The organism is Rhodococcus sp. DT1, from assembly GCF_049844875.1.
Classification (GTDB): domain Bacteria; phylum Actinomycetota; class Actinomycetes; order Mycobacteriales; family Mycobacteriaceae; genus Rhodococcus.
The window spans coordinates 367,777-386,651 of sequence record NZ_JBNCLW010000004.1; the positions used below are offsets into that span (position 1 = coordinate 367,777).

General features: G+C 68.1%; 17 protein-coding genes. 8 read left to right on the forward strand and 9 right to left on the reverse strand.

The genetic code is table 11. The annotated features are described in order from the left end of the window. The first annotated feature begins 28 nt into the window (after positions 1 to 28). On the forward strand, positions 29 to 1,075 hold the full coding sequence (locus tag ACLQ3J_RS12365; protein WP_425903388.1) for an alcohol dehydrogenase catalytic domain-containing protein: 1,047 nt from the start codon (positions 29 to 31) through the stop codon (positions 1,073 to 1,075). A 12-nt stretch (positions 1,076 to 1,087) separates the two neighbouring features. Further along, positions 1,088 to 1,900: a mycofactocin-coupled SDR family oxidoreductase gene (locus ACLQ3J_RS12370; RefSeq protein WP_425903390.1), complete on the forward strand. Its 813-nt coding sequence runs from the start codon at positions 1,088 to 1,090 to the stop codon at positions 1,898 to 1,900. Positions 1,901 to 1,951: 51 nt separating this feature from the next. On the opposite strand, the gene ACLQ3J_RS12375 is transcribed toward ACLQ3J_RS12370, so the two are convergent. Continuing rightward, positions 1,952 to 2,749 carry a DUF5602 domain-containing protein gene (locus ACLQ3J_RS12375; RefSeq protein ID WP_425903392.1) on the reverse strand — a complete coding sequence of 266 codons (798 nt, stop codon included), beginning with the start codon at positions 2,747 to 2,749 and terminating at the stop codon, positions 1,952 to 1,954. A gap of 331 nt (positions 2,750 to 3,080) precedes the next feature. On the opposite strand from ACLQ3J_RS12375, the gene ACLQ3J_RS12380 reads away from it, so the two are divergent. After that, positions 3,081 to 4,226, forward strand: coding sequence for an MFS transporter (locus ACLQ3J_RS12380; RefSeq protein ID WP_425903394.1), 1,146 nt, complete (start codon positions 3,081 to 3,083; stop codon positions 4,224 to 4,226). Positions 4,227 to 4,305: 79 nt separating this feature from the next. Here ACLQ3J_RS12380 and ACLQ3J_RS12385 read toward each other — a convergent pair whose 3' ends face one another. From ACLQ3J_RS12385 to ACLQ3J_RS12420, 8 genes are all read right to left on the reverse strand, one after another. Continuing rightward, positions 4,306 to 5,463 carry an XdhC family protein gene (locus ACLQ3J_RS12385; RefSeq protein ID WP_425903395.1) on the reverse strand — a complete coding sequence of 386 codons (1,158 nt, stop codon included), beginning with the start codon at positions 5,461 to 5,463 and terminating at the stop codon, positions 4,306 to 4,308. Next, positions 5,456 to 6,571: a vWA domain-containing protein gene (locus ACLQ3J_RS12390; RefSeq protein ID WP_425903397.1), complete on the reverse strand. Its 1,116-nt coding sequence runs from the start codon at positions 6,569 to 6,571 to the stop codon at positions 5,456 to 5,458. The genes ACLQ3J_RS12385 and ACLQ3J_RS12390 overlap by 8 nt, the downstream gene beginning before the upstream one ends. Beyond that, positions 6,568 to 7,461: an AAA family ATPase gene (locus ACLQ3J_RS12395; RefSeq protein WP_425903398.1), complete on the reverse strand. Its 894-nt coding sequence runs from the start codon at positions 7,459 to 7,461 to the stop codon at positions 6,568 to 6,570. Before ACLQ3J_RS12395 ends, ACLQ3J_RS12390 begins: the two co-directional genes overlap by 4 nt. 46 nt (positions 7,462 to 7,507) lie before the next feature. Continuing rightward, positions 7,508 to 8,494, reverse strand: coding sequence for an allantoicase (gene alc / locus ACLQ3J_RS12400; RefSeq protein ID WP_425903399.1), 987 nt, complete (start codon positions 8,492 to 8,494; stop codon positions 7,508 to 7,510). Next, a complete protein-coding gene (allB, locus tag ACLQ3J_RS12405; protein WP_425903401.1) occupies positions 8,491 to 9,843 on the reverse strand; it encodes an allantoinase AllB in 1,353 nt (450 codons plus the stop codon). The genes alc and allB overlap by 4 nt, the downstream gene beginning before the upstream one ends. Further along, a complete protein-coding gene (locus tag ACLQ3J_RS12410) occupies positions 9,840 to 11,117 on the reverse strand; it encodes a DUF6986 family protein (protein WP_425903402.1) in 1,278 nt (425 codons plus the stop codon). The genes allB and ACLQ3J_RS12410 overlap by 4 nt, the downstream gene beginning before the upstream one ends. A 108-nt stretch (positions 11,118 to 11,225) precedes the next feature. Next, positions 11,226 to 12,011: a thioesterase family protein gene (locus ACLQ3J_RS12415; RefSeq protein ID WP_425903404.1), complete on the reverse strand. Its 786-nt coding sequence runs from the start codon at positions 12,009 to 12,011 to the stop codon at positions 11,226 to 11,228. Next, positions 12,008 to 12,655, reverse strand: a complete 648-nt coding sequence (locus tag ACLQ3J_RS12420; RefSeq protein ID WP_425903406.1) for a TetR/AcrR family transcriptional regulator — start codon at positions 12,653 to 12,655, stop codon at positions 12,008 to 12,010. The genes ACLQ3J_RS12415 and ACLQ3J_RS12420 overlap by 4 nt, the downstream gene beginning before the upstream one ends. A gap of 94 nt (positions 12,656 to 12,749) precedes the next feature. Here ACLQ3J_RS12420 and ACLQ3J_RS12425 point away from each other — a divergent pair, with 94 nt between their 5' ends. Genes ACLQ3J_RS12425 through ACLQ3J_RS12445 form a run of 5 tightly spaced genes read left to right on the forward strand, consistent with a single transcriptional unit; the run spans position 12,750 to position 18,871 of the window. Continuing rightward, positions 12,750 to 14,387 (forward strand): carboxyl transferase domain-containing protein, encoded by a 1,638-nt coding sequence (locus ACLQ3J_RS12425; RefSeq protein WP_422424466.1) that lies wholly within the window; start codon positions 12,750 to 12,752, stop codon positions 14,385 to 14,387. A gap of 5 nt (positions 14,388 to 14,392) precedes the next feature. Next, positions 14,393 to 16,399, forward strand: coding sequence for an acetyl-CoA carboxylase biotin carboxylase subunit (locus tag ACLQ3J_RS12430; protein WP_425903408.1), 2,007 nt, complete (start codon positions 14,393 to 14,395; stop codon positions 16,397 to 16,399). Continuing rightward, positions 16,396 to 17,559, forward strand: coding sequence for an acyl-CoA dehydrogenase family protein (locus ACLQ3J_RS12435; protein WP_169621032.1), 1,164 nt, complete (start codon positions 16,396 to 16,398; stop codon positions 17,557 to 17,559). The genes ACLQ3J_RS12430 and ACLQ3J_RS12435 overlap by 4 nt, the downstream gene beginning before the upstream one ends. Continuing rightward, positions 17,556 to 18,053, forward strand: a complete 498-nt coding sequence (locus ACLQ3J_RS12440; RefSeq protein WP_169621033.1) for a MaoC family dehydratase — start codon at positions 17,556 to 17,558, stop codon at positions 18,051 to 18,053. Before ACLQ3J_RS12435 ends, ACLQ3J_RS12440 begins: the two co-directional genes overlap by 4 nt. Next, a complete protein-coding gene (locus ACLQ3J_RS12445; protein WP_425903409.1) occupies positions 18,050 to 18,871 on the forward strand; it encodes an HpcH/HpaI aldolase/citrate lyase family protein in 822 nt (273 codons plus the stop codon). The genes ACLQ3J_RS12440 and ACLQ3J_RS12445 overlap by 4 nt, the downstream gene beginning before the upstream one ends. Positions 18,872 to 18,875 lie beyond the last annotated feature (4 nt).

Below are 18,875 nucleotides of genomic sequence, written 5' to 3' on the forward strand. Positions count from 1 at the left end.
GTGGACCAGGAAGACGAGGAACTCGCAGATGGGAATCGCAGCGGTAATCGGCCCCGAACGGGCGCTGTCGGTGACCGAGGTCGACCACTCGCCCCTTGCGCCGGGCGAGGTCCGCATCGACGTGGCGTACTGCGGAGTGTGCGGGTCGGATCTGCATCTGTTCTTCGACCCACCGGACCCGCTCACCGGGCACGTGCTGGGGCACGAGTTCGCCGGGGTGGTGAGCGAAATCGCCGCCGACGTGCGCGGATGGGCGGTCGGTGACCGGGTGACGGTCCGGCCGATCGACGAGTGCGGCGACTGCACAGCGTGCCGGAGCGACGACGGGGTGTGTCTCACCGGCGTGGTTCGAGGGCCGGGCCTGGGCCGGCCGGGCGGCCTCGCCGAATCGGTCACGGTCCCGTCCCGAATGCTGCACCGGATCCCCGACACCGTGTCCTTGCGCGACGCGGCACTCACCGAGCCGCTTGCGGTGGCGGTCCGCGCGGTCGGGCGGGCCGAGGTCGCACCGGGCGACGGGGTCGTGGTGTTCGGCGCCGGTCCCATCGGCCTGCTCGCCGTCGAGGTTCTCCGTGCCAGGGGCATCACCGACGTGCTGGTGGTCGAGCCCCACGATGCGCGCCGTGCGCTCGCGGGCGGATCGGGCGTGCGGACGACGACGCCCGACCGGGTGCTCGAGGACTCCGCCGCGTTGTTCGCCGACGGCCCCCGAGCGGTACTGGAGTGCAGCGGAAATCCGAGTTGCGCACAGGATGCCGTCGACATCCTCGGATACCAGGGCCGTCTGGTGATCGTGGGGATTTCCGGGGCGCCGTCCGAACTCCTGCTGATGCGGGTGGCGATCTTCGAGACCGCGATCGTCGGTTCGACCGCGTACAGCGAGCGCGACTTCGGCGAGGCGCTGGCGCATCTTGCTGCCGGGCGCATCAGGGTCGACGCGCTCGTGACGTCCGTTGTCGGTCTCGACGGTGCCGATGCGAAGCTGCGCGAACTCTCCGGCGGCACCGGGGCGGATATCAAGGTGCTCGTGCAACCAACCGATCGTGGGTCACACGACCCGCGACATTCGACCTGAGGAGAACAGTCCGTGAGCCGATTCGACGGCAAGATCGCTTTCATCACCGGTGTGGCCCGAGGTCAAGGGCGGGCACATGCCGTCCGGCTTGCGCGTGAGGGCGCGCGAATCGTCGGCGTCGATATTGCGGGCCCGCTGCCCGGGGTGCCCTACGAGTCCGCAACGCTCGACGATCTCGACGAAACGCGCCGACTCGTCGAGGCCGAAGGCGGGAAGGCGCACTTGGTGCAGGGCGACACTCGTGATCTCGAGGTGCTGAAGGAGATCGCGCAGGAGGGCGTGGCACGATTCGGTGGCCTCGATGTCGTCGTCGCCAATGCCGGAATCTGCATCCCGGAGACGTGGGACGAGATCAGCCCCAACAGTTTCCGCGACACCCTCGACATCAACGTCACCGGTACGTGGAACACCGTCACGGCGACCGCACCTCACCTCATCGAGCGTGGCGGTGGCTCGATCATCCTCATCAGTTCACTGGCCGGTGTGAAGATGCAGCCGTTCATGGTGCATTACACGACCAGCAAGCACGCGGTGACCGGGATGGCCCGCGCCTTCGCAGCCGAGCTGGGCCGGCACAACATCCGTGTCAACAGTGTTCATCCGGGTGCGGTGAACACGCCGATGGGCTCCGGCAGCATGCGCGAACGGATCGCCGAAACCGCGGCGACCAACCCCAAGCTCGCGTCGATGACCACCCCGTTCCTCGAGAAATACATGGCCGAACCCGATGAGATCGCGGATATGGTGGCGTTCCTTGCCTCCGCCGAATCGACGTTCGTCACCGGACAGCGTCTCGGCGTGGACGGCGGTGCTCAGTACTTCTGACCGGCACCAGGCTCGAACATCACAAGTACTCGTGCGACCGGGTGAGGGGCCTCACGACGCCTCGCGCATCGTGAGCCCGCCCAGTTCGACCGTGTACGTCTGCGTCGCTTCGTCCCACCGCACGGCATAGCTGGTCGGGTAGAGGCCCGCGCGCTGGTACGCGGCGGGCAGAGGTAGTGGTTCCTCGATCGTGGGCCGGGACGCGAGCCACTCCCAGGTCATCATGGGTTCGATGAACGCCTGCTTGCCGTCCCACGACCCGTAGAGCACCGACTCGGTGAAGTGGTGCTCCGTCTCGGTGGTGTCCAGCCAGTGCAGTCCCATGCCGGGGACAGTCGCTGTCAGCGGATTCCCGTCCGGTGCGTACCCCTGGGGCAGATACCGGGGGTCCGGGAGACGGGGGGCGGCCTGGAAATAACCGGGGGCGAGCGGGTGGATCGACTCCACGGTGGCCCTGTCCAGCAGATAGAAATGCACGTCGAAATGCGGTACGTCGAAACCGTGTTCGGGGTTGTGGCCGCGAGAATTCCAGTCGACCGTGACATGGTCGAACGGCGTCGAGTTCGCCTCCGCGGGCAGGTCGAGCACGTACGCCTCGGTGACGGGCAGCACGCCATCGGGCAGGCCGTCGAGTGCGGCCGCGTCGAGTCGCACACCGACGGTGGCAGGGGTGCCCTCCGCGTCGAGGGTGATGTAGGTGCGGGCGGTGCCGGCCCCGACCGGGCGCGCCGGCCCTTCGGCCGCACCGGAGATGCCGTCGCCCACCGCGGGCGCGGGAGCGACGGCCAATCCGACGAATCCCACGGTGACGATCACGGCAAGATGGCGAACACGCGGCCGAATATTCATCCGGGGCCCTCGATTTCGGTCGTGGGGCGGCATCGTGTGGATCCTACCGAGGTGCCGATGACGACGAGACGAAGTAGACCGATTCGTGATGCGCGGGCACGGTGGGTTTTAGGCGCACATTATGCCGGTGGTGGTGATGCGCCACATGGCCGTGGGCGGAAACGCGGTGCGAAGTCTATGATCTGGCCGACAGCGCCGACGGCCGCGGTGGTTGGTTCCTCGTACCGAATACCTGAAGGGCGCAATGCAGTCCGATAACGAGACTCGACCCACCGCAGCCGAAGTCCCCCCACTCTCCGACGCCCGATTCCGCCGATTTGCGGCAGGAAACGTGATCAACAATGTCGGTGAGACCGCTTTCGTCGGAGTTGCTCCGCTCCTGCTGGTCCAGGTCTACGGCCCGGCCGCAGTTGCGCTCTCGGTGGTGGCAACCGCGGTGTCGGGTCTCCTGGCGCCCTTCGTCGGCGCGGCGATCGACATGCGCGGTTGGCGCATGTTCTTCTTTATCGGCCTGGCAGCCCAGTCCGCGTCGATTCTCGCTGTTGTCGCCTCGCTGGCCGTCGGCCGGCTTCCGCTCGCTCTGCTGGGAATCCTCCTGGTCGTGAACGCAACCGCGAGCATCAGCTATCTCTCGGCATGGAAAGTGGGCCTGAACGAACTCTTCCCGGACTTCCGCCGTCGTGCCCGAGGCACCCTGAACACGCTCTTCTACATGACGGGCGTGATCGGCCCTTTAGCGGCGTTCGGCATTATTTCGGTGAACGGTGTGACCCTGTTCCTCGTCTTCTACGCCGTCACGTCGGTTGCCCCTGTTGCGGCTCTCCTGTGGATCGACCGGGGACGGCCACGTATCGTGTCGCGCGCCGACGGGACCGCCATGGCGGCTCTGGCGGCGGGCGTGACGGCTATCCGAGGCTCGACGGTGCTGCGGCGGTTGCTGCTTCTCAGGTGCCTGGCTTCGGCGCTGCCCACGACGCTCATCGGCGCGATCATCGTGCTCCGGTTCGAGTCGTATGCTGCCGCACCCCTGCTGATCTTGGCTGTCTCCAACGTCACGGTCTATGTGGGAAATCAATACGTCAGCCGAATGGCGAACTTTCCGGAAGCCAGAATTGTGCTGGTGTACGGCACGCTGGGTCTTGCCGGAATAGCGATCCTGAACATCGACAACCTGTATGCATTCGTGATCGGGGTGGCGATTTTCGGAATCGCGACCGGAGTCGGACTCTCGCACTACGTCCTTGCCGTCGTCGTGTACTCGCCCACTCAGGTGTACGGATCGATAGGTGGCGTGTTCGGTCTTGCGTCGAGCGTTCTCGGTATCGCGGTGGGGCTTGTGCTGTCGATGGTGGACATGATCGGCCTCACGGCGTTCTATCTCATCCTGACGTTGCTGGCACTGGCCACTTTCGCAGCGGCAATCCGCTATATCCGTACCCCGGAAATATCTTCGACGGCTCTCGTGAGCGAACAATAGGACACGATTTCCGATCACTCCTCGCAGGCAGCGGCAAGTCCGCGGAGCATCCCTTGCCCGTGCACACCACCGGGGAAGTTCAGAGCCCCTGAGCGGCGCCGCCTACGGGTCGGGCCGGTTCCTCGTGGGTGTGGATCGGTCCGTCGGTCTCCCCGAGTCGCTGCCCGCCGCCACCCCACCGCAGTGCAATGATCTCGGCAGCGATCGACACCGCCGTTTCCTGCGGCGTCCGGGCACCGAGATCCAGCCCGATCGGTGAGGACAGGCGCGCGAGGTCGTCGTCCGTCATCCCCGCTTCACGCAACCGGGTCATCCGGTCGTCGTGCGTCCGGCGCGACCCCATCGCGCCGACGTACGCCACGTCGAGCCGGAGCGCGACCTCCAGGAGAGGCACATCGAACTTGGGGTCGTGGGTGAGAACTGTGATCACGGTGCGCTTGTCGATCCGCCCGGCGTCGGCCTCGGCGGCGAGATAACGGTGCGGCCAGTCCACGATCACTTCGTCCGCACCGGGGAAACGCGCTTCGGTTGCGAAGACGCCGCGCGCGTCGCACACCGTGACCCGGTACCCGAGGAAAGTTCCCAGATCTGCCATCGCTGCGGCGAAATCGATTGCGCCGAACACGATCAACCGGGGTGGCGGCTGGAAGACGTTGACGAACACCGACATTCCCTCGCCGCGACGCTCACCGTCGGTGCCGTAGTGCAGTGTCCCGGATCGTCCGACGTCGAGCAGGCCACGTGCGTCGTCGGTGACGGCATCGTGCATCCGGGAGGACGGCAGCGTCCCGGCGTCTCGGTCCGGCCACACCACCAGGCGTCGCCCGAGCACCGCCGGATCGGGATGTTCGGTGACCGTCGCGATCGCCACCGGTTCGCCGCTGCGTACCGACTCGACGACGTCGGCGAAGGAGGGAAATCCGGCGCTGTCGATCCGTTCGACGAAGACATCGATGATTCCACCGCACGTCAACCCCACGCTGAACGCGTCGTCGTCGGATACCCCGTACCGCTCGAGCACCGGCGTTCCGTCACCGATCACGTCCTGGGCCAGCTCGTATACCGCGCCCTCGACGCACCCGCCCGACACGCTGCCGGCCACCGTGCCGTCTCCTGCGACCAGCATCGACGCTCCCGGCGGGCGCGGCGCGGACCGGAACGTCGATACGACGGTGCCTACCGCGACGGTCTCGCCCGCCCGGTAGCGGCGGTCGAGTTCGTCGAGAACCTCACGCACGATGGACCTCCTCGAGCAATGTTTCCAATGTCGCGAGGCTGTGTCCCGCGAGCAGACGATCGATGTGTGGCAACGCCACCGAGATACCCGATTGGATCGGTTCGTACCCGGCGTGGCCGGCGTGCGGATTGACCCACAGGACCGCGTGCGCGAGCCTGCGCAGTTGTGCCAGCTGCTCTCCGAGCAGTACCGCGTCCCCGCGCTCCCAGCCGTCCGAGAAGATGACCACGACCGCGCCGCGGGCCAGCCCACGGCGTCCCCAGCGGTCGAGGAAGGCGCGCAGTGTGTCGCCGAGCCGAGTGCCTCCGGCCCAGTCGGGCACGGTGCGCGCGGCCGCGGCGAGGGCATGCTCGGGGTCGCGGGCGCGCAGCGCCCGGGACAACCGGGTCATGCGTGTGCCGAGCGAGAACACCTCGGTTCCGCCGGGGTGGTAACGGGTGACGACGTGCGCGAACCGCAGCAGCGCGTCGGCGTACGGAGCCATGGAGCCCGACACGTCGATCAGCAGCACCACCCGGCGCGGCCGCGTCGCCCTGCGGTGTCGCACGGGCCGTACCGCCTCGCCACCCGCGGCGAGCATGGCCCGCAGGGTGCGTCGCGCGTCCACCTGCCCGGCCCGCGAGGGTCGCCTCCGCGCGGCGGCCCGCACAGGAGGACGGGGCCGCAATCGTGTCAGCATCTCCGTCAGGTGAGCGCGTTCGGCGGGTGTGAGTTCCGCGATGTCGCGATGCCGCAGCATTTCGGTGTCGGTGGCCGCGACCTGCAACTGGGGAGCATCCTCGCCCGTGCCGTCCACTGGTCCCGGCGTCCGGGTCAGCGCGGCGATCCGCGCGGTGCGGGTGCGCTGCCCCCGGGTCCGCGACACGCTCGGCACGGCGCCTCCGAACCAGCTGCGGAAGGCCGCGTCGTAGCGGGGTAGATCGTCGGGGTCGCGGCACAACGTCGCCCGTCCCGCCCAGTAGACCTGCACCGGATCGCCGATGTCGAGTTCACCGAGCGCCCGGACATACGTGTCGGTGGCGTCCGGAGTCACGGGCATGCCGGATTCCGCGAGCGCGCGGGTGAACCCGGCGAAGCCCACCAGCGTGCCGTGCGCCGCGGTCGTCATCCGGCGAGAACCCGGTCGAGACCGGCCCGCGTGACGCGCTCGACGTCTTCCCGGTATTTCAGGACGGCGCCGAGCGTCGCTGCTGCCGTTGCGGCGTCGAGCACCTCACGGTCGAGTTCACGCAGCGCGCGGGCCCAGTCGAGGGATTCCGCCACCCCGGGCGGCTTGAGCAGGTCGTAGTCGCGCAGCGCGTGGACCGCGTGCGCGACCTGCGCGGCGAGGGAAGCGTCGATATCGGGCAGGCGGCGACGCAGGATGGCGATCTCGCGGTCGAGGCCAGGGTGTTCGACCCAGTGGTACAGGCACCGGCGTTTGAGTGCGTCGTGCACCTCGCGGGTGCGGTTGGAGGTGAGTACCGTCAGCGGCGGCACCGCCGCGCGAATCTCTCCGAGTTCGGGAATCGTCACGGCGTTCTCGTCGAGCACCTGTAGCAGCAGTGCCTCGAATTCGTCGTCTGCACGGTCGATTTCGTCGACGAGCAGCACACACGGTGCGCCGGTGAGGGCTGCCAGCAGTGGCCGCGTCAGCAGGTAACGCTCGGTGTAGAGGGACCGTTCGGCGATGTCGGCGTCCAGGGCACCCCCGCTCGCGGCCTCGAGAGTGCGCAGGTGCAGCAACTGCCGGGGAAAGTCCCAGTCGTAGAGCGCCTGCGACGCGTCGATGCCTTCGTGGCACTGCAACCGGACGAGGGGCAGGGCGAGCGCCTCGGCCAGCGCCGTCGCGAGGGAGGTCTTCCCGGTGCCGGGTTCGCCCTCGCAGAAGAGTGGCCGGCCCATCCGCATCGCCAGAAACGCCGTGGTCGCGAGGCCGTCGTCGGCGAGGTAACCGGTCGATTCGAGCGCCGTCACCAGGTCCTCGGGGGACCGTACCTCTGTCACCGCACCTGCCATGAGCTGAGCCTAGGACACCTCGGCGTGCCGCGACGGTGACTCGGAGTCACGGGGTGAGGCCCTGGTCCACGAGGCTCCCGTGCACGCGTAGCCGTGAGATCCCGCCGTCCGGATATACGTCCAAGCGTACGAACGACAGCGGCATGTTCGAATCCACGCGGAACCGGTGCCGGCAATCGGGGAGCAGCGCGGTCTTCGGGAGGAGTTCGACGAACGCCGATGCGTCGGCAGGGTCCGAGCCCTCCGGGAGGCCCGACAGTCGTGCCCACCCGGGCGCGTTGCCGACGTAGTACGACGTGTCGATCTCTACGTGGTCGACCAGTGCGGTGCCGGCCAGGCGTACCACGACGTAGTCGTTCCCGTCGTCGCGCCGTCGCGCGTTCTCCCAGCCACCGCCCATGTTCGCAGCCCTGCCGGGAGCGATGATGTTGCGCGGCGACGAGTAGAAACGGTTCGAGCAGTCCGCGATGTCGCCGCCGTTCTCGAGTGCCGCGAGATCGATCGTGCCGGTGAGGAACGTCGGGTCCGGGCGGACCTCCCCGTGGACGCGGAAGCGGGCGACGCCACCGTCGGGAAAGATGTTGAGACGCACGTGGGTCCAGCGTCGCTCGCTGTCCACGGCAAACGCGTTCGCGGTGTCACCGAGCAGGGCTACCTTGTCGACGACGGGTTCCCAGGGGGCGTCGAGGAGGTCGGCGACACCGGGATATCCCTCGAGGCGTACGGCGTCGACCGACGCGAACGGCGGGAAGTTGCCGGTGAACCACGCCGTGTCGATCACCACGCCTCGGATCACGCCAGGGACACCGAGTCGCACGATGGCGACATCGTGCCCGGGTTCGCGCCGCCTGCGGGTTTCCCAGCCGTCGTACACCTTTCCCTTGTGCCCGAAGGCGGACAGATCGTGCAGGGCCGGACCCGGCGCGATGAGATTCTCACGCTGGGCGAACAACTCGTCGTTGGCGTACATCACCGAGCCGGTCAGTTCGCGGGAGGCGAGGTCGGGAAGTTGCCGGAAATCGGGCGATGTCATCGAATGTCCTTCCGGGACAGCAGTCGAGCGCGAGGAGCAGGGTCGTGGCGGCGATCACCGGTGACCGTGAGGGGTTCGCCGGCCAGCCATGTCTGCCGCACGACACCCGCCAGCGCCATTTCGGCGTAGGGGGTGACGGCGTTGCGGTGGTGGAGTTTGTCGGGGAAGACCACGAACGCGTCGTCGGGGGCGAGGACGCACAGGTCGGCCGTGTTGCCGACGGCGATGTCGCCGCGGTCGGGTAGTCCGGCCAGGGCGGCGGTGTTGCGGGCCATCCACCGCGTCACGTCCACGAGGGAGTGTCCGCGCCGCCGTCCTTCCGACCACACGATCGGCAGTCCCAGTTGCAACGAGGAGATTCCGCCCCACGCTTCCCCGAAGTCGCCGATCCCCAGTTTCTTGAGTTCGGGGGTGCACGGCGAATGATCGGACACGACGCAGTCGATCGTGCCGTCCGCCAAGCCTCGCCACAGGCCTTCGCGGTTGGTGGCCTCCCGGATCGGCGGGCAGCATTTGAAATGTGTCGAGCCGTCGAGGATTTCCTCACTGAACAACGTCAGGTAGTGCGGGCACGTCTCCACGGTGATGCGAACTCCCGCGTCCTTCGCTGCGGCGACGAGCGGCAGGCTCCCGGCGTCCGAGAGGTGCAGAATGTGGACGCGACACCCTGTTTCGGCGGCACCGTCGATCACCTGCGCGATCGCCCGTGCCTCGGCGACGGGCGGGCGCGAGTGCAGGAAATCGGTGTAGCGGCGACCCGACGGGGCGGGCTGGGCGTCGAGTGTGGGGCCGTCCTCTGCGTGGACGATGAGGAGGCCGTCGAATCCGGCGATGACGCGCATCGCTGCGATCATCTGGTCCCGGTCCAGCGGGGGATATTCGTCGAGGCCGGAATACGCGAGGAAGCATTTGAAGCCGTATACGCCGGCGTCCCAGAGGGGTTCGAGATCCGCGAGATTGCCGGGGATCGCGCCACCCCAGAACCCGACATCCACGGTCACCTGGCCGGTGGCGACTTTCTGCTTGACGGCGAGCGCAGCCACGTCCACGGTCGACGGAATGGAATTGAGCGGCATGTCGATCAATGTGGTGACCCCACCGGCGGCGGCGGCCCGGGTTGCGCTCGCGAATCCTTCCCACTCGGTGCGGCCCGGGTCGTTGACGTGCACGTGGGTGTCGACGAGGCCGGGGAGCAGCGCTTCGTCGTCGGCGAGGATCACCTCGCGTGCCCCGGGCACGGGTGCCGCATAGTCCTCGACGGCGGCGATCCGCCCGTTCCGGATGACGACGGCGCACGCACGCTCACGATCGCCGACGACGGCGCGGCGGGCCCGGATGACGGTGGTCATTCGAATCGTCCTTCCTGCGGGGCGAAGCCTGCCAGTGCTCGTAGTCGCTCCGGCGTGATTCCGGCGTGCTCGTGCACTTCGGCGTCGGTGAGGGCGCCGCAGCCGAGGCCACGATGGAGGAACGACGCGAGTGCCCTGGCGGTGGCGGGTTCGTCGAGGAAGCCGCTGTCGGTGCGGGCCGAGTAGGCCGCGATCCGTTCCGCTGCGGACGGGAACGAGCGGCGGTAGAACGCGAAGGTCGCGGCATAGCGGGTGGGCAATTGTGCGGGATGGAGGTCCCAGCCCTGGTAGAAGCCTCGGCGCAGCGACCGATCGACGAGCCGGGCGTGCAGCGCCCACGCGGCGCGCACCTCGTCGGCGGTGCCGACGGGGAGCCGGTTGGTCGAGCCGTCCGACAGGTGCACGCCGGTGCCGGCCGCGGCGACCTGCATGGTCGCCTTGGCGTGGTCCGCGACCGGGTGATCCATCGCCTGGTATTCGGCGGCGATGCCGCAGGCCGCCGAATAGTCGTAGGTGCCGTAGTGCAGCCCGGAGCATCGCCCCTGTGCGGCGTGGATCATCGTTGCCACCTGCGCGGTGCCGTCGGGTCCGCAGACGGCCTGCGGCGTCTCGATCTGGATCTCGAAGCGCAGCGGCGAGGTGAGCCGGTGTGCGGTCTCGAGAAATTCACACACGGTGACCATCGCCGCGACCTGTTCCGGTGCCGTCACCTTCGGCAACGTGACGACGAATCCGTCAGGGAGACAACCGTCGTCGGCAAGCTCTCCGATGAACATGTCCAGGGTGCGTACCGCGCGTGCCCGGACGGCAGGTTCGAGACATTTCACGCGGATGCCGGAGAAGGGGGTCGGGTCCGTCGTGGTCCGCAGCGCTTCGGCGGCGCGCACGAGATGGGCGTCTTCGTCGGCGTCGCGTGCACCGGGTGCGATGCCGGATTGGGGGAAACCGTCCTCGAAGTCGATTCTCAGGTCTTCGATGGGTTCCGTGGCGAGTTTCGCTTCGACCAGGGGGAGGACGGCGCGGGCGAGAGCGGGTTCGACACCGATCAGTTCCGCGAGATCGTCTGCTCCGGAGATGTACCGGGAGAACATGTCCCGCGCCTGCGCGCCCCAGGAGCGCACCGTACCGGCGTCGTACCGATCGACGGGAACGTACACGGTGTGGACGGGTTGCCGAGCAGGTCCGAGTCCCGGGTACGCCGCCGCGTAGCGGGCATCGACGGCGCCCAGCGCAACATCGAGCGAGTCGAGCAACCGCTCGCGTCCGTCTGCCATCCGGTCTCCCCGTGTCTGCTCGGGTGTATCCACCCTTGTATACGTGCTCCGGGCGCAGACGGTAGTGCTCTCGGATCAACCGTTCGATTACCCCGGGTAACGACTGCGTTACGTGCCTTCCGGTGTGCCGGGGCGCACGGTGAGGATCTGCGACATCGTGCCGATCGGGCCGGACGTGTCGTGCAGCACGGTGCTCGTCAGGCCGATCCCGTCGGCTCCGAACGAGACCGAGGTGTCGAAACCGACCCACTCGCCGCGGGGTTCGGCGAACAGGTGGACGGTGAGGTCGAGGTTGGGGAACGCGACCTTCTGCGGATCCGCCCGCACCGCCATGCCGTTCGCGATGTCGAACAGTCCCGCGGCGGCGGCGAGGGTGCTCACCTTGTCGTCGTCGACGAGCGTGATCGGTGTGCGAACCCAGAAGGACGCTCGCCCGGGCCCGGTGCTCGTCCGGCGAACCTCGACCGACTCGATGAAACCGCCCGGCCACACGGTGGTGGGATCCCACGGTTCGGTGTCCTCGGGCGGTGCGATGCGCGACAGCGTCGAACCTGTGAGTTCGGCGGTGGGCCGCGGCTGCATGAGCCACGCGCGCGCCCGCACGACGGTGCGTCCTCCGTGGCTCAGTGCGGCCTCGACCAGTTCGATCGTGCGTCCCGGCCGCAGGACCTCTACGGCGGTCTCGACCGGGCCGACGGGCACGGTTCCCAGGATGTCGTACGACAGGCGGGCGATCACCAGTCCGTCGTCGCGGCGGGCGTCGCGGTCGGATTCGATGACGTGGGCGAGCAGGCCCAGTGCGGGGGCGATGTGCTGTTCGGCCTCGTTCCACGCGCCGCTCACATGGCGGGTCGCGCGAAAAGACGCGGGGCCGAGTCGTTCGAAATAACTCATGAGTCCTTCGTGGGTGTCGTCGGTCGGAGGAGTGGCGCGGCGTCGAGCGCCGAGAGGGCCATCAGGCGCAGGACGGCACGGGTGCCCTCGGGTGAGCGCGGGTCGGCGCTGTGCGGCGTGGAGTTGATCAGGCCGAAGGTCGCGTGAGCCATCGTGCGTGCATCCGATTCGGCCAGACCCGGTGTGATGCGGCAGAGAATCCCTACCCAGATTTCGACGTAGCGGCGCTGGGTGACGCGCACTTCGCGTCGCGCGTCGTCGGGAAGCGAATGCAGTTCACGGTCCTGGACGCGGATGAGGTCGGGGTCCCCGAGGGCGAAGTCGAGATGGAAGTCGACGAGCCTCTCGAGCGCGTCACGCGGGTCGGTGGTGTCGGCGACGACCGCGGTGCCGCCGGCGAGCAGCCGTCGGCTGATGTCGACGAGGAGTTCGACGAGCAGGGCGTCCTTGTTGGGGAAGTGCCGGTAGACGGCGGGGCCGCTGATGCCCACGGCCGCGCCGAGGTCCTCGAGCCGGACCCCGGCGAACCCACGCTCGGCGATCAGGCGCGCGGCGGCACGGAGCAGCTGCGCGCGGCGCTCGGCTTTGGCGAGGCTCCGCCGGGTCGGCGCGGGAGGCGCCGCTTCTTCGGCAGGCTCATGCATGGCGGCAAACTCCACTCGTCTGTGATCTGGACAACTCGGTTAATCATAACTAACCTAGATTTCAGTTAATGGCGATTAGTTCAATCAACCGAGGATGGTGTCCGTGACGACCGCTCAGGCGATCTCGACAACCAGCCGCGACCAGCACGAACAGCTGGTCGGAGAGCTCCGCGACAGGCTTGCCGCGGCAGCGCTCGGCGGCAACGAAAAATCCCGTGAGCGGCATGTCTCCCGCGGCAAACTGCTTCCCCGCGAACGCGTCGACGGTCTCCTCGACACCGGCAGCCCGTTCCTGGAACTCTCACCGCTCGCCGCCACCGGCATGTACGGCGACGAGTGCCCCGGCGCCGGCATCATCACCGGAATCGGCCGGGTGGCCGGTCGCGAATGCGTGATCGTCGCCAACGACGCGACCGTCAAGGGCGGCACGTACTACCCCGTCACGGTGAAGAAGCACCTGCGGGCGCAAGAGGTGGCGTTGCAGAACAACCTGCCCTGCCTCTACCTCGTCGACTCCGGCGGCGCGTTCCTTCCCCGGCAGGACGAGGTCTTCCCGGACCGCGAGCACTTCGGCCGCATCTTCTACAACCAGGCGACGATGAGCGCCAAGGGCATTCCGCAGATCGCCGCGGTGCTCGGGTCGTGCACCGCCGGCGGCGCCTACGTGCCCGCGATGAGCGACGAAGCCGTCATCGTCCGGAACCAGGGCACCATCTTCCTCGGCGGCCCCCCGCTCGTGAAGGCTGCGACAGGTGAGGTGGTCACCGCAGAGGAACTCGGTGGCGGCGACCTGCACTCGAAGGTCTCGGGTGTGACCGACCATCTCGCCGAGGACGACCGCGACGCACTCCGCATCGTGCGCGACATCGCCTCCACCTTCGGTCCCCGGGCGGAGCGGCCGTGGGACGTCGAGCCCACCGTCGAACCCGAGAAGTCCCCGGAGACGCTGTACGACGTGGTCCCCACCGACTCGCGGATCCCCTACGACGTGCACGAGGTCATCTCCCGCATCGTCGACGGCTCCGGCGGTGCCGGCGGTGCCGGCGGTGCCGGCCGGGGGTCCAGCAGCTTCCACGAGTTCAAGGCGGAGTACGGCAAGACGCTCGTGACCGGATTCGCGCGCATCCACGGGCACCCGGTGGGCATCGTCGCAAACAACGGCGTGCTCTTCGGCGAATCCGCCGTCAAGGGAGCGCATTTCATCGAACTGTGCGACAAGCGCTCGATCCCGCTGCTGTTCCTCCAGAACATTTCCGGCTTCATGGTCGGCCGCGACTACGAGGCCGGTGGCATCGCCAAGCACGGCGCCAAGATGGTCACCGCCGTCGCGTGCGCCCGGGTTCCGAAACTGACCGTCGTCATCGGCGGCTCGTACGGCGCCGGCAACTACTCGATGTGTGGCCGTGCGTACTCGCCGCGATTCCTGTGGATGTGGCCCAACGCGCGCATCTCCGTGATGGGCGGCGAGCAGGCCGCGTCGGTGCTCGCGACCGTACGGTCCGACCAGCTCGACGCCTCGGGCAACCCGTGGACCGCCGAGCAGGAAGAGGAATTCAAAGCGCCGATCCGCGCGCAGTACGAGGAGCAGGGCAACCCCTACTACTCGACGGCCCGACTCTGGGACGACGGCATCATCGACCCTGTCGATACCAGAAAAGTTCTCGGACTGGCACTTTCGGTGTGCGCCAACGCGCCCCTCGAGCCGGTCTCCTACGGCGTCTTCCGGATGTGAGCGACATGAGCGATACGAATCGGATCGATACGGTCCTGGTAGCCAACCGCGGTGAGATCGCCGTGCGCGTCATCCGGACCCTGAAGGATATGGGACTGCGCTCGGTCGCGGTCTTCAGCGAAGCCGACCGCGACGCGCGGCACGTGCGCGAGGCCGACACCGCCGTTCTGCTCGGTCCTGCGGCGGCACGCGAGAGCTACCTCGCGATCGACAAGGTCATCGACGCGGCCGTCGCGACGGGTGCGCAGGCGATCCATCCGGGATACGGGTTCCTCTCGGAGAACGCTGCATTCGCCGCCGCCTGCGCCACAGCGGGTATCGCATTCCTCGGCCCGTCGGCGCATGCCATCGAGACGATGGGCGACAAGATCACCGCGAAGAGCGCGGTCTCGGAATTCGGGGTTCCCGTCGTGCCCGGCATCTCGCGGCCGGGACTGACCGACGCCGACTTGATCGCCGGAGCCGACGAGGTCGGCTATCCGGTGCTGGTCAAGCCGTCCGCCGGTGGCGGCGGAAAGGGCATGCGTCTGGTCACCGATCCGGCGGACCTTCCCGCCGCGCTCGCGTCGGCCCGTCGTGAGGCCGCGTCGTCGTTCGGTGACGACACGCTGTTCCTGGAGCGGTTCGTCCAGCGCCCCCGCCACATCGAGGTGCAGATCCTCGCCGACACGCACGGCAACGTCGTCCACCTGGGCGAGCGCGAATGCAGTCTGCAGCGCCGCCACCAGAAGGTCGTCGAAGAGGCTCCGTCGCCGCTGCTCGACGCGGTCACACGCGCCCGCATCGGTGAAGCGGCCTGCAACACCGCCCGCAGTGTCGACTACACCGGTGCGGGCACCGTCGAGTTCATCGTGTCCGCAGACCGGCCCGACGAATTCTTCTTCATGGAGATGAACACCCGCCTGCAGGTCGAGCACCCCGTCACGGAAATGGTGACGGGTCTCGACCTCGTCGAATGGCAGGTCCGGATTGCCGCCGGTGAACCGCTGGGGTTCGGCCAGGAGGACATCACCCTCAACGGTCACGCCATCGAAGCGCGCATCTACGCAGAGGACCCGGCCCGCGGCTTCCTGCCCACCGGCGGCCATGTCGCCGACGTCGTCGAGCCTTCCGGACCGGGAGTGCGGGTCGATTCCGGCGTGCAGGCCGGCACGATCGTGGGCAGCGATTACGACCCGATGCTGGCCAAGGTCATCGCCCACGCCGCCGACCGCGCGGGCGCACTGCGCCGCCTCGACCGGGCACTCGCCGACACGGCCGTCCTGGGCGTGGTCACCAATGTCGACTTCGTGCGTTTCCTGCTCGCCGACGACGAAGTCGTCGCCGGTGCCCTCGACACCGGCCTGCTCGACCGGCGTCTCGAGGACTACGCCGCCCCGGGTACGTCGGACACCGCGTTCGTCGCGGCTGCCGCACACCTCTGGTTGCAGCACTGGTCGGCCGCGAACTCCGACCCGTGGTCGGTGCCGGACGGCTGGCGCGTCGGTACCCACCTGCCCGCGACCTTCCGTCTCACCTCGGGCGATCGCACCGTGCACGTGGGGTTCAGCGGAACGCCCACCGCCGGAGCTGCGAGTGTCGAAGACGGCGAACGTAGTTCGGTGTCCGTGACGCTCGACGGATCTGTGCTCGCCGTCGTGCTCGACGGACGCCGCCACGTCTTCCGCGTGGCCGAGTCCGACGGCGCGATCTGGCTCGCCGACGGCCACGGCAGTGTCTCGGTCCGTGAAGTCGCGGAGGCAGGGGTACGCGGGGACGACGCGCACGCCGGCAACGCCGACATCACCAGCCCGATGCCCGGCGCGGTCATCGCCGTCGCGGTGGAATCAGGCGCCGAAGTCGCTGCCGGAGAGACGATCGTGGTCGTCGAAGCCATGAAGATGGAGCATTCGCTCACCGCGCCGGTCGCCGGCACCGTAGAGCTCTTCGCCGCTGCGGGTGAGCAGGTCAAGGTCGATCAACTTCTCGCGCGGGTCACCCCGCACGCCGATACGAAAGAGGCAACGGAATGACGGAATATCTGGCAACCGGGCAGCTTCCCGACGAGTACGAGCAGCTGCGCAAGACGGTCGCCGACTTCGCGCGCACCGTCGTCGCGCCGGTCGCGGCCAAGCACGACGCCGAGCATTCGTTCCCCTACGAAGTGGTCGCGGGCATGGCGGACATGGGTCTGTTCGGTCTGCCTTTCCCCGAGGAGTACGGCGGAATGGGCGGGGACTACTTCGCTCTGTGCCTCGCGCTCGAGGAACTCGGCAAAGTCGACCAGTCGGTCGCGATCACGCTCGAGGCCGGCGTGTCGCTCGGCGCCATGCCGATCTACCGGTTCGGTACCGAGGCGCAGAAGCAGGAATGGCTTCCGCAGCTCGCGAGCGGCCGGAACCTCGCGGCCTTCGGCCTGACCGAGCCCGGCGCGGGTAGCGACGCGGGCGGGACGAAGACCACCGCGAAGCTCGACGGTGGCGAGTGGGTCATCAACGGCAACAAGCAGTTCATCACGAACTCCGGCACCGACATCACCTCGCTCGTCACCGTCACCGCGGTCACCGGCGTGCGGGACAACGGCAAGAAGGAGATCTCCACGATCCTCGTTCCGGCCTCCACTCCCGGATTCACCGCCGAACCCGCCTACAACAAGGTGGGATGGAACGCGTCCGACACCCATCCGCTGACGTTCAGCGATGTGCGGGTGCCCGAGGAAAACCTGCTGGGCGAACGCGGCCGCGGGTACGCCAACTTCCTGCGGATCCTCGACGAGGGCCGCATCGCGATCGCTGCACTGTCCACCGGTGCCGCGCAGGGCTGCGTCGACGAGTCGGTCAAGTACGCCAAGGAACGCGAGGCATTCGGCAGCCCGATCGGCAGCAACCAGGCAATCGCGTTCAAGATCGCCCGGATGGAGGCGCGTGCCCACACGGCGCGCACCGCGTACTACGACGCCGCCTCGGCGATGCTCGCGGGCCGTCCGTTCAAGAAGCAGGCCGCGATCGCGAAGCTCGTGGCGTCGGAGGCGGCGATGGACAACGCCCGCGACGCCACCCAGATCCACGGCGGCTACGGATTCATGAACGAATACGCCGTCGCGCGGCACTACCGCGACAGCAAGATCCTCGAGATCGGAGAGGGCACCACCGAGGTGCAGCTCATGCTCGTCGGACGGGAACTGGGACTGTGAGCGACACGGCGCCCGCGGAGAACGCGAAACGCATCACGCAGCGTGGACTGTGGTTCGAAGAATTCGAACTCGGCGCGGTCTACGAGCACCGGCCCGGCCGCACCATCACCGAAGCCGACAACGTTCTGTTCACCACGCAGACCATGAATACTCAAGCGCTGCATCTCGATGCCGCGTATGCGGCGGGCACCGCGTTCGGGGAGCGGCTGGTGAACTCGATGTTCACCCTGTCGACCATGATCGGTCTCTCCGTCGCGCAGCTGACGCAGGGAACGATCGTCGCGAACCTCGGTTTCTCCGAGGTCTCCTTCCCGAAGCCGTTGTTCCACGGCGACACGCTGTACGTGGAGACCAAGATCCTCGACAAGCGTGAATCCAAGAGCCGCCCGGGCGAAGGCATCGTCACCCTCGAGCACACCGGGCGCAACCAGCACGGTGACGTTGTCGGGATCGCGGTCCGCCAGACCCTCGTGCAGAAGAGGCCCACGACATGACATGGACACTTCCCGGCCCGGCGTGGCTGTTCTGCCCGGCCGACCGACCCGACCGCTACGCCAAGGCTGCCGCCCGTGCCGACGTGGTCATCATCGACCTCGAGGATGCCGTGGCGCCGGCCGACAAGCAGGCCGCGCGCGACGCACTCGTCGCCACACCGCTCGATCCCGAGCGCACCGTGGTGCGGATCAACCCGGTCGGCACCGAAGACCACGGACCCGACCTCGAGGCACTGAGCCGCACGCCGTACACGCGGGTGATGCTGCCGAAGTGTGAGAGCGGCGAACAGGTGCGATCCCTCGCGCCGCTCGAGGTGGTCGCGCTCGTGGAGTCTCCGCTCGGCGTGCTCGCGGTCGAGAGCATCGCGCAGGCCGACAACACCATCGGAATGATGTGGGGCGCCGAGGATCTCGTGGCGGGACTGGGTGGCAACTCCAGCCGCGCGCCGGACGGGCTCTACCGCGGGGTCGCCCAGCACGCCCGTGCGGTCACGTTGCTCGCGGCGAAGGGCTACGCGCGCTGGGCACTCGATTCGGTGTACCTGAACATCAAGGACACCGACGGTCTGCACGACGAGGCACTCGACGCCGTAGCGGTCGGATTCGACATCAAGGTTGCGATCCACCCGGGCCAGATCGACGTGATCCGCCGCGCCTACGCACCCACGCCGGACGAAGAGGCCTGGGCGAGACGGGTACTCGACGCGGCCGGATCGGAGCGCGGGGTGTTCGACTTCGAGGGCAAGATGGTCGACGCTCCGGTATTGCGCCACGCCGAACGGCTGCTTCAGCGTGCCGCCGCGAGCACGCCGTCGTGATCCG

Excerpts from the sequence above, each read along its gene's own strand:
- ACLQ3J_RS12365 (WP_425903388.1), top strand. The coding sequence starts at position 29 with ATGGGAATCGCAGCGGTAATCGGCCCCGAACGGGCGCTGTCGGTGACC.
- ACLQ3J_RS12375 (WP_425903392.1), bottom strand. The coding sequence starts at position 2,749 with ATGAATATTCGGCCGCGTGTTCGCCATCTTGCCGTGATCGTCACCGTG.
- ACLQ3J_RS12390 (WP_425903397.1), bottom strand. The coding sequence starts at position 6,571 with ATGACGACCGCGGCGCACGGCACGCTGGTGGGCTTCGCCGGGTTCACC.
- ACLQ3J_RS12395 (WP_425903398.1), bottom strand. The coding sequence starts at position 7,461 with ATGGCAGGTGCGGTGACAGAGGTACGGTCCCCCGAGGACCTGGTGACG.
- alc (WP_425903399.1), bottom strand. The coding sequence starts at position 8,494 with ATGACATCGCCCGATTTCCGGCAACTTCCCGACCTCGCCTCCCGCGAA.
- allB (WP_425903401.1), bottom strand. The coding sequence starts at position 9,843 with ATGACCACCGTCATCCGGGCCCGCCGCGCCGTCGTCGGCGATCGTGAG.
- ACLQ3J_RS12410 (WP_425903402.1), bottom strand. The coding sequence starts at position 11,117 with ATGGCAGACGGACGCGAGCGGTTGCTCGACTCGCTCGATGTTGCGCTG.
- ACLQ3J_RS12415 (WP_425903404.1), bottom strand. The coding sequence starts at position 12,011 with ATGAGTTATTTCGAACGACTCGGCCCCGCGTCTTTTCGCGCGACCCGC.
- ACLQ3J_RS12420 (WP_425903406.1), bottom strand. The coding sequence starts at position 12,655 with ATGCATGAGCCTGCCGAAGAAGCGGCGCCTCCCGCGCCGACCCGGCGG.
- ACLQ3J_RS12425 (WP_422424466.1), top strand. The coding sequence starts at position 12,750 with ATGGTGTCCGTGACGACCGCTCAGGCGATCTCGACAACCAGCCGCGAC.
- ACLQ3J_RS12430 (WP_425903408.1), top strand. The coding sequence starts at position 14,393 with ATGAGCGATACGAATCGGATCGATACGGTCCTGGTAGCCAACCGCGGT.
- ACLQ3J_RS12435 (WP_169621032.1), top strand. The coding sequence starts at position 16,396 with ATGACGGAATATCTGGCAACCGGGCAGCTTCCCGACGAGTACGAGCAG.
- ACLQ3J_RS12445 (WP_425903409.1), top strand. The coding sequence starts at position 18,050 with ATGACATGGACACTTCCCGGCCCGGCGTGGCTGTTCTGCCCGGCCGAC.